The organism is Hydrogenophaga sp. 70-12, from assembly GCF_001897365.1.
Taxonomy (GTDB): domain Bacteria; phylum Pseudomonadota; class Gammaproteobacteria; order Burkholderiales; family Burkholderiaceae_C; genus Hydrogenophaga; species Hydrogenophaga borbori.
In genome coordinates, this window is sequence record NZ_MKSS01000276.1 from 1 (window position 1) to 8,797 (window position 8,797).

At 69.1% G+C, this 8,797-nt stretch carries 9 protein-coding genes and 2 tRNA genes; 8 read left to right on the top strand and 3 right to left on the bottom strand.

Annotation, left to right across the window (positions count from 1 at the left end; translation table 11 throughout):
• The 3 genes from argG to BGO22_RS15195 form a co-directional block, all read right to left on the bottom strand.
• Nucleotides 1–840: argininosuccinate synthase (gene argG, locus BGO22_RS15185; RefSeq protein WP_286851546.1), on the bottom strand; the 840-nt coding region annotated here is incomplete at its 3' end.
• A gap of 19 nt (nt 841–859) precedes the next feature.
• Nucleotides 860–1,177, bottom strand: a complete 318-nt coding sequence (ppnP, locus tag BGO22_RS15190) for a pyrimidine/purine nucleoside phosphorylase (RefSeq protein WP_070398911.1) — start codon at nt 1,175–1,177, stop codon at nt 860–862.
• An 81-nt stretch (nt 1,178–1,258) separates the two neighbouring features.
• Nucleotides 1,259–1,606 (bottom strand): ArsC family reductase, encoded by a 348-nt coding sequence (locus tag BGO22_RS15195; protein ID WP_070398910.1) that lies wholly within the window; start codon nt 1,604–1,606, stop codon nt 1,259–1,261.
• 56 nt (nt 1,607–1,662) lie between these two features.
• On the opposite strand from BGO22_RS15195, the gene folC reads away from it, so the two are divergent.
• The 8 genes from folC (at nt 1,663) to BGO22_RS15235 (ending at nt 8,661) form a co-directional block, all read left to right on the top strand.
• Entirely contained in the window at nt 1,663–3,009 is a 1,347-nt protein-coding gene (folC, locus tag BGO22_RS15200; RefSeq protein ID WP_070398909.1) for a bifunctional tetrahydrofolate synthase/dihydrofolate synthase, read from the top strand.
• A gap of 29 nt (nt 3,010–3,038) precedes the next feature.
• The gene (locus BGO22_RS15205) at nt 3,039–3,731 is read left to right on the top strand and encodes an SPOR domain-containing protein (RefSeq protein ID WP_070398908.1); all 693 of its coding nucleotides are present in this window, start codon (nt 3,039–3,041) and stop codon (nt 3,729–3,731) included.
• A 13-nt stretch (nt 3,732–3,744) separates the two neighbouring features.
• Nucleotides 3,745–4,230, top strand: a complete 486-nt coding sequence (locus tag BGO22_RS15210; RefSeq protein WP_070398907.1) for a CvpA family protein — start codon at nt 3,745–3,747, stop codon at nt 4,228–4,230.
• Nucleotides 4,231–4,254: 24 nt separating this feature from the next.
• A complete protein-coding gene (purF, locus tag BGO22_RS15215) occupies nt 4,255–5,757 on the top strand; it encodes an amidophosphoribosyltransferase (RefSeq protein ID WP_070398906.1) in 1,503 nt (500 codons plus the stop codon).
• Between the two features lies 1 nt (nt 5,758).
• Nucleotides 5,759–6,970 (top strand): O-succinylhomoserine sulfhydrylase, encoded by a 1,212-nt coding sequence (locus BGO22_RS15220; protein ID WP_204744400.1) that lies wholly within the window; start codon nt 5,759–5,761, stop codon nt 6,968–6,970.
• Nucleotides 6,967–8,352, top strand: a complete 1,386-nt coding sequence (gene gltX, locus BGO22_RS15225; protein WP_286851549.1) for a glutamate--tRNA ligase — start codon at nt 6,967–6,969, stop codon at nt 8,350–8,352. Before BGO22_RS15220 ends, gltX begins: the two co-directional genes overlap by 4 nt.
• Before the next feature lie 74 nt (nt 8,353–8,426).
• Nucleotides 8,427–8,502, top strand: a tRNA-Ala gene (locus tag BGO22_RS15230).
• Between the two features lie 83 nt (nt 8,503–8,585).
• A tRNA-Glu gene (locus BGO22_RS15235) sits at nt 8,586–8,661 on the top strand.
• The last annotated feature ends 136 nt before the right edge of the window (nt 8,662–8,797 follow it).

Below are 8,797 nucleotides of genomic sequence, written 5' to 3' on the forward strand. Positions count from 1 at the left end.
CTCGATCTGGTCGCTCATGCCCAGGCCGTGGCGCCCGCCGATCTCATTGGCCTTCATGATGAGGTCGACCGGGCTGGCGAAGCTCTGGCCATTGAGGGCCACGGGCTGGCCGTCCTCGAAACGCACCGTCACCTCTTCGGGCTTGACCACGCAGTCCTCGCGCCAGAAGGGCACGCCCATGATGGGGTTGACGATGCGGATGCCCGAGTTCAGGTGCTCCAGGTCCTTGGCCTCGTGCGTGGCGCCGAGCATGTTGCTGTCGGTGCTGTAGGCCTTCTCCACGCTCATCTTGTAGTCGAAGCCGTTGGCGATGAGGAATTCGCTCATCTCCTTGCGGCCACCGAGTTCGTCGATGAAGCGCTGGTCCAGCCAGGGCTTGTAGATCTTGAGGCTGGGGTTGGTGAGCAGGCCGTAGCGGTAGAAGCGCTCGATGTCGTTGCCCTTGAAGGTGGAGCCATCGCCCCAGATGTGGACGTCGTCTTCCTTCATGGCGGCCACCAGCATGGTGCCGGTGACGGCGCGGCCCAGTGGGGTGGTGTTGAAGTAGGTGATGCCGGCCGTGCTGATGTGGAAGGCACCGCACTGCAGCGCGGCGATGCCCTCGTGCGCCAGCTGCAGGCGGCAGTCGATCAGGCGGGCCTTCTCGGCACCATAGGCCATGGCCTTGCGCGGGATGGCCTCGTAGTCGTCCTCGTCGGGCTGGCCCAGGTTGGCCGTGTAGGCATAGGGCAGGGCGCCCTTCTTCTTCATCCACAGCAGGGCGGCGCTGGTGTCCAGGCCGCCGGAGAAGGCGATGCCGACTTTCTGTTGCGTGGGCAGGTGTTGCAGGATGGTGGCCATGTCGGTGTCCTGTGGTGGCTCAGCCGAAACGGCAGATGTAGTGGTAGGCCTCGCTCACGCGGATCTGGAAGCTGCTGTTGCCGGGCACGCTGAACTGCTCGCCCGGGCCGTTTTTCACCCAGGTGCTGCTGCCGGCCAGCAGGTATTCGCAGCCACCGGCCACGCATTCCATGACCTCGGGCGCGCCGGTGTTGAAGGTCAGCGTGGCGGGCAGGATCACGCCCACCGATTGTTTCGTGCCGTCGGCCAGGGTGAGGCTGTGGCTCACGCATTTGCCGTCGAAGTAGACGTTGGCCTGGGTGGCGACGGTGACGCCGCTGATCTGGGTGGTGGTCATGGTGCTGGAGGGCGTGATGAAGGCAAAGCCGCGATTTTAGGTCGCGGCCCCGGGAGGGCGGTCGGGGGGGCCGGCCGCGGCTCAGCGCCGGGCGGCCCAGTCAGTCGGGTCGAAGCCCACGGTGATGGCGCCGTCGCTCCACAGCACCACGGGCCGCTTGATCAGGCTGGGCTGCTCGAGCAGCAGGCGGCGCGCGCTGGCGCTGTCCACCACGGCGGCGCGCGTGGCCTCGTCGAGCCGGCGCCAGGTGGTGCCCTTGCGGTTCACCAGGGTTTCCCAGCCCGCGCTGGCCAGCCAGGCGTCCAGCCCGGCCTCGGGCACGCCCTGCTTCTTGAAATCGTGGAAATGGTGTTCGCGGCCGTTGGCGTCCAGCCAGGCGCGCGCCTTCTTCACCGTGTCGCAGTTCGGAATGCCATGCAGCGTGATCATGGGCGGGATTGTCCGTCAGCCATGTCGGGCCAGGGGGCGGGTGGGACAATCGCGAGATGCTTGAGATCCCCGTTCCCGACCACCCCGTGACGCTGGCCGACTGGCTGGCCCACGCCGAGCGCCTGCACCCGCAGGCCATAGACATGGGCCTGGAGCGCGTGACGACCGTGGCGCGGCGCATGGGCCTGCAACTGAGCTGCCCGGTGATCACCGTGGCCGGCACCAACGGCAAGGGCAGCACCTGCGCCATGCTGGAGTCCATCTACACCCAGTCGGGCTATCGCACGGGCGTCTACAGCTCGCCGCACCTGGTGCATTTCGAGGAGCGCTGCCGCATCGCGGGCGAGGTGGTGTCGGCCGACACGCTGGTGCCCGCCATGGCCGAGGTGGACGTGGCGCGGCGCGGGCAGGGCGGCGAGCCCGAGGTGAGCCTGACCTATTTCGAATTCACCACCCTGGCCATCCTGCGCACCATCGCGCGCGAGGCGGTGGACGTGGCCATCCTGGAGGTCGGCCTGGGCGGCCGGCTCGACGCGGTCAACATCCTCGACGCCGACTGCGCGGTCATCACCAGCATCGACCTCGACCACATGGCCCTGCTCGGCCCCGACCGCGAGAGCATCGGCCGCGAGAAGGCCGGCATCATGCGCACCGGCCGCCCCGCCGTGGTGAGCGACCCGGCGCCGCCGCAGAGCCTGATCGACCACGCGCGCGAGATCGACGCCGAGCTCTGGCGCGTGGGCGTCGACTTCCACGTCGCGGGCGACCAGCAGCAGTGGGGCTGGGCCATGCACCCCTCGCGCGGCGGGCGCCGCTACAGCGGCCTGGCCTACCCGGCGCTGCGCGGCGCCAACCAGCTGCTCAACGCGGCCGGCGCGCTGGCCGCCATCGAGGCCCTGCGCGCTCGCCTGCCGGTCACGGCCCAGGCCGTGCGCACCGGCTTCGTGCTGGTCGAACTGCCGGGGCGTTTCCAGATCGTGCCCGGCCGGCCCGCGCTGGTGCTGGACGTGGCGCACAACCCGCATTCGGTGGCCGCGCTGGCCGCCAACCTCGACGCCATGGGCTTCTACCCGCGCACGCACGCCGTGTTCGGCGCCATGGCCGACAAGGACCTCGGCACCATGCTGGCGCGCATCGCGCCGCTGATCGACCGCTGGTACCTGACCGACCTGCCCCTGCCACGGGCCAGCCGGGCCGCCGACCTCAAGCCCCTGGTGGAGGGTCTGAAAGGACCCGGGGGACGCGACGCCAGCCTGCACCGCGACCCGCGCGAGGCATTGGCCGCGGCCCTGGGCGCGGCGGACCCCGCTGATAGAATCCTCGTCTTTGGCTCGTTCTACACCGTCGGTGGTGTGCTGCAGGACGGATTGCCGAAGCTCGCGGCGCCGCACCTCGCCGCCTGAACCGTGCCGACCAAGGCCCTCGCGACCCCATGATCAGCTCACGCTCCGGCTCCCAGGGCGGCGCCAACGCATCGCCACCCACCATCGAAGCGGTGCGTCGCCGGGCGCGCCACCGGCTCATCGGCGCCAGCATCCTGGTGGCCGCCGGCGTCATCGGTTTTCCGCTGCTGTTCGACAGCCAGCCGCGCCCGATCGCGGTGGATATTCCGATCGACATCCCCGGCCGCGATGCCGCGCCGCCCCTGGCCAGCACGACCCGGCCCGCCCCCGCGCCCAGCCCTTCGCCGGCCCCGGCCCCCTTGCCGACGCCCGCCCCCTCGTCAGCCCCTGCGCCCAGTCCGGCGCCCGCGCCCGTCCCCAGTCCTGCGCCGGCTCCGGCTCCGGCTCCGGCTCCGGCTCCGGCGCCCGAGCCGCCGAAACGCGATGCCGCCGACGCCGCGCGCGCCCAGGCCATCTTGCGCGGCCAGACCCCGCCCGCCACCGCCGCCGCGACCGAGCGCGTGGTGGTGCAGGTGGGCGCTTTCGCCGACGAGGCCCGCGCCCGCGAAACACGCCAGAAGCTCGAGCGCGCCGGCCTCAAGACCTACGTGAACGTGGCCCAGACGGCGGATGGCAAGCGCGTGCGCGTGCGGGTGGGCCCCTTCGACAGCCGCGCCGAGGCCGAGAAGGCCGCCGCCCGCGTCAAGTCCCTGGGCCTGCCGGCCGCCATCCTGACCCTCTGAACGGAGGGGCGCCATGCTGCTGACCGACTGGGTGCTGCTCACCTTGCTGCTGCTGTCGGTGCTGCTGGGCCTGTGGCGCGGGCTCATGTTCGAGGTGCTGTCGGTGCTGGGCTGGGTGGCCGCCTTCCTGTGCGCCCAGGCCTTCGCCGACGATGTCGTGCCGTGGCTGCCGATCGACAAGGTCGCGCCGCCGCTGCAACTGGCCATCGGCTTTGCGCTGGTCTTCATCGCCGTCGCTTTTCTCGGCGGCGTGCTGGCCTGGCTGGTGCAGAAATTGATCAACACCGTGGGCCTGCGCCCGGTCGACCGCGTCCTGGGCGGCGCCTTCGGCCTGTTGCGGGGCCTGGTCATCCTGCTCGCCGTGGCGCTGGTCATTGCCATGACGCAGATGCAATCGGCCGCCTGGTGGCAGGACTCGCCCACCGCCAACGCACTGAGCGGCGCGTTGCGCCAGGCCAAGCCCCTGCTGCCCGACCCGTTCGCGCGCTACATCCCCTGAACTTCTGAACCCAAGGACACCATCATGTGTGGAATCGTCGGCGTCGTCAGCCAGACCCCGGTGAACCAGCTCATCTACGACGCGCTGCTGCTGCTGCAGCACCGCGGTCAGGACGCCGCGGGCATCGTCACCCAGCAGGGCCGCAAGTTCTTCATGCACAAGGCCAAGGGCATGGTGCGTGACATCTTCCGCACCCGCAACATGCGCGCCCTGCCGGGCAACTGCGGCCTGGGCCAGGCGCGCTACCCCACGGCCGGCAACGCCTACAGCGAGGAAGAGGCCCAGCCCTTCTACGTGAACGCGCCCTTCGGCCTGGTGCTGGTGCACAACGGCAACCTCACGAACGCCCAGGCGCTCAAGCAGGAGCTGTTTCAGACCGACCACCGCCACATCAACACCGAGAGCGACTCCGAGGTGCTGCTCAACGTGCTGGCGCACGAGCTGGAGAAGTGCACGCGCGGCGAGCCGCTCAAGCCGGCCGACGTGTTCGCGGCCGTGCGCGGCGTGCACGCGCGCGTGAAAGGCTCCTACGCGGTGGTGGCCCTGATCGCGGGCCACGGCCTGCTGGCCTTTCGCGATCCCTACGGCATCCGCCCGCTGTGCATCGGCCGCCAGGACGGCAGCGTGATGGTGGCCAGCGAATCGGTGACCCTCGAAGGCACGGGTTTCCACTTCGAGCGCGACGTGCTGCCGGGCGAGGCGGTCTACGTCAGCCTCGAGGGTGAGATGCACGCCGAGCGCTGCGCGCCCGGCGCCGTGCTCAAACCCTGCATCTTCGAATACGTCTACCTGGCGCGGCCCGACTCCGTCATGAACGGCATCTCGGTCTACCAGGCGCGCCTGAACCTGGGGACCACGCTGGCCAAGCGCGTCATCTCCACCGTGCCGCCGAACGAGATCGACGTGGTGATCCCCATCCCCGAGTCCTCGCGCCCGAGCGCGATGGAGCTGGCGCGCCTGCTGGGCCTGCCGTACCGCGAAGGCTTCGTGAAGAACCGCTACGTGGGCCGCACCTTCATCATGCCGGGCCAGGCCGTGCGCAAGAAGTCGGTGCGCCAGAAGCTCAATGTCATCGGCAGCGAGTTCAAGGGCCGCAACGTGCTGCTGGTGGACGACTCCATCGTGCGCGGCACCACCAGCCGCGAGATCGTGCAGATGGCGCGCGACGCCGGCGCGCGCAAGGTCTACCTGGCCAGCGCCGCGCCGCCGGTGCGCTTCCCCAACGTCTATGGCATCGACATGCCCACGCCGGGCGAACTCGTGGCGCACGGCCGGTCGGTGGAGGAAGTGCGCGAAATCATCGGCTGCGACGCCCTGATCTACCAGGACGTGGACGGCATGAAGCAGGCCGTGGGCTCGCTCAACGCCCAGCTCGACGGTTTCGACGCCTCCTGCTTCGACGGCGTCTACGTCACCGGCGACATCACGCCGCAGGACATCGAACGGCTCAACCAGGGCCGCCCGCAAAGCGAGGAGGGCGAAGAAGACACCTCCCGTCTGGCATTGCCGAACGCCCAGGAGGCCTGAGTTGGACGACGCGCTGAGAAAAACCCTGCACCGCGACACCCTGGCGGTGCGCGAGGCCGTCGATCGAAGCCCCTATGGCGAGAACTCCGAGGCGCTGTACCTCACCAGCGGCTACGTGCAGTCCTCGGCCGAGTCCTCGGCCCGCCGCTTCGCGGGCGACGAAGAAGGCTTCACCTATGGCCGCTACGGCAACCCCACGGTCACCAGCTTCGAGCGCCGCCTCGCCGCGCTGGAAGGCAGCGAGGCGGCCATGGGCACGGCCTCGGGCATGTCGGCCATCCTGCTCATGTGCCTGGGCCTGCTCAAGGCGGGCGACCACGTGGTGTGTTCGCAGTCCATGTTCGGCTCGACCATCAAGCTCATCGGCAGCGACCTGGCGAAGTTCGGCGTCGAGTCGAGCTTCGTGCCGCAGACCGACGTGGGCGCCTGGAAGGCCGCGCTGCGCCCCTCCACCAAGCTGCTGTTCGCCGAGACGCCCACCAACCCGCTCACCGAGGTCTGCGACATCCAGGCCCTGGCCGATCTGGCGCACAACGCCGGCGCGCTGCTCTGCGTGGACAACTGCTTCGCCACGCCCGCGCTGCAGCGCCCCATGGATTTCGGCGCCGACATCGTCATGCACTCGGGCACCAAGTACCTCGACGGCCAGGGCCGCGTCATGGCCGGTGCGCTGTGCGCCAGCCAGGCCCTGGTCACCGAGAAGTTCCTGCCCATCATGAAGAGCGCGGGCATGACGCTCGCGCCCTTCAATGCCTGGGTCATGCTCAAGGGATTGGAGACGCTGGACATCCGCCTGCGCGCGCAAAGCGCCAACGCGCTCGCGTTGGGCCGCTGGCTGGAGGCGCACCCCGCGGTGGCGCGCGTGCACAACCCCGGCCTGCCCAGCCACCCGCAGCACGCGCTGGCCATGAAGCAGCAGAGCGGCATCGGTGGTGCGGTGCTGTCCTTCGACGTGAAGGCCGCCAACCCCGAACAGGCCCGCCAGCGCGCCTTCCACGTGCTCGATTCGCTGCGCGTGCTCTCGCTGTCCACCAACCTGGGCGACACCAAGACCCTGTGCGCGCACCCCGCGAGCACCTCGCACGGCCGCCTCACCGAAGCGCAGCGCCAGGCGGCCGGCATCGGCCAGGGCCTGATCCGCGTGGCCGTGGGCCTCGAACACATCAACGACATGCAGGCCGACCTCTCGCGCGGCCTCGACACCCTCCCGTGAAAGTCCGCACCCGTTTCGCGCCGTCGCCGACCGGCTTCATTCACCTCGGCAACATCCGCTCGGCCCTGTACCCCTGGGCCTTCGCGCGCTCGCAGCAGGGTGACTTCATCCTGCGCATCGAGGACACCGACCTGGAGCGTTCCTCGCAGGCCGCGGTCGACGTGATCCTGGAAGGCATGGCCTGGCTGGGCCTCGACCCCGACGACGGGCCCTTCTACCAAATGCAGCGCATGGACCGCTACAAGCAGGTGCTGGCGAAGATGCAGGCGCAGGGCCTGGTCTACCCCTGCTACATGAGCGTGGCGGAGCTCGACGCCCTGCGCGAGCGCCAGATGGCCGCCAAGGAAAAGCCGCGCTACGACGGCACCTGGCGCCCCGAGGCCGGCAAGACCCTGCCGCCCGTGCCCGAGGGCGTGAAGCCCGTGCTGCGCTTCAAGAACCCGCAGGGCGGCGTGGTGGCCTGGGACGACAAGGTCAAGGGCCGCATCGAGATCCGCAACGACGAACTCGACGACCTCGTGATCGCACGCCCCGATGGCACGCCCACCTACAACTTCTGCGTGGTGGTGGACGACATCGACATGGCCATCACCCACGTGATCCGCGGCGACGACCACGTGAACAACACGCCGCGCCAGATCAACATCTTCCGCGCCCTCGGCCAGGAGCCACCGGTGTACGCCCACTTGCCCACCGTGCTCAACGAGCAGGGCGAGAAGATGAGCAAGCGCAACGGCGCCAAGCCCGTCACCCAGTACCGCGACGAAGGCTACCTGCCCGACGCGATGGTGAACTACCTGGCGCGCCTGGGTTGGAGCCACGGCGACGACGAAATCTTCAGCCGCGCGCAGTTCCTCGAGTGGTTCGACCTCGACCACCTCGGCCGCAGCGCCGCGCAGTTCGACGAGGCCAAGCTGCGCTGGGTCAACGCCCAGCACCTCAAGGCCATGGCCGACGAAGCGCTCGCGCCACTGGTGGCCGAGCAGCTGAAGAAGCGCGGCCTGGTGGCCGACGAGCGCCTGCCGCGCATCTGCGCGCTGTTCAAGGACCGCTGCGACACCACCGTGGCACTGGCCGACTGGGCCGCGGCCTTCTACGCCGACGTGAGCCCGAGCGAGCAAGAGCGCGCGCAGCACATCACCGAGGCCGTGAAGCCTGCCGTGGCCGCGCTCGCCGCGGCGCTGGCCGCACTGCCCGCGTGGGACAAACCCGCCATCTCGGGCGCGCTCAAGCAGGTACTCGCTGCGCACGGCCTGAAGATGCCGCAACTGGCCATGCCGGTGCGTGTGCTGGTGATGGGCACGGCGCAGACGCCGTCGCTCGATGCGGTGCTCGAACTGCAGTCGCGTGAACTTGTGCTCGAGCGACTTCAGAAAGCATGAATTTCTGGCATATAATGCGAGGCTCGCTAGGACGCAACGCTGAGTGATCAGCGAAACGGAACAGCGAACCCTGTGGGGGTATAGCTCAGCTGGGAGAGCGCTTGCATGGCATGCAAGAGGTCAGCGGTTCGATCCCGCTTACCTCCACCACAGATTCGAAGTCGCGCATGGTGGCGACGGCAGGAAAAGCAGACACTGCCGCTGATACAATGCGAGGCTTCCGTCCAGGTTATGACCCTATCGTCTAGAGGCCTAGGACATCACCCTTTCACGGTGAGTACCGGGGTTCGAATCCCCGTAGGGTCGCCAAACAAGCCGCAAGGCAAGTAGGCACAAGTCGTGGCACTTGGTTCGAGAGAACGAAAGCCGCCTGCCAGGAGTGGTAGTTCAGTTGGTTAGAATACCGGCCTGTCACGCCGGGGGTCGCGGGTTCGAGCCCCGTCCA

Bases quoted from the DNA above. Each gene is read 5' to 3' on its own strand.
- ppnP (WP_070398911.1), bottom strand. From the start codon at position 1,177: ATGACCACCACCCAGATCAGCGGCGTCACCGTCGCCACCCAGGCCAAC.
- BGO22_RS15195 (WP_070398910.1), bottom strand. From the start codon at position 1,606: ATGATCACGCTGCATGGCATTCCGAACTGCGACACGGTGAAGAAGGCG.
- folC (WP_070398909.1), top strand. From the start codon at position 1,663: ATGCTTGAGATCCCCGTTCCCGACCACCCCGTGACGCTGGCCGACTGG.
- BGO22_RS15205 (WP_070398908.1), top strand. From the start codon at position 3,039: ATGATCAGCTCACGCTCCGGCTCCCAGGGCGGCGCCAACGCATCGCCA.
- BGO22_RS15210 (WP_070398907.1), top strand. From the start codon at position 3,745: ATGCTGCTGACCGACTGGGTGCTGCTCACCTTGCTGCTGCTGTCGGTG.
- purF (WP_070398906.1), top strand. From the start codon at position 4,255: ATGTGTGGAATCGTCGGCGTCGTCAGCCAGACCCCGGTGAACCAGCTC.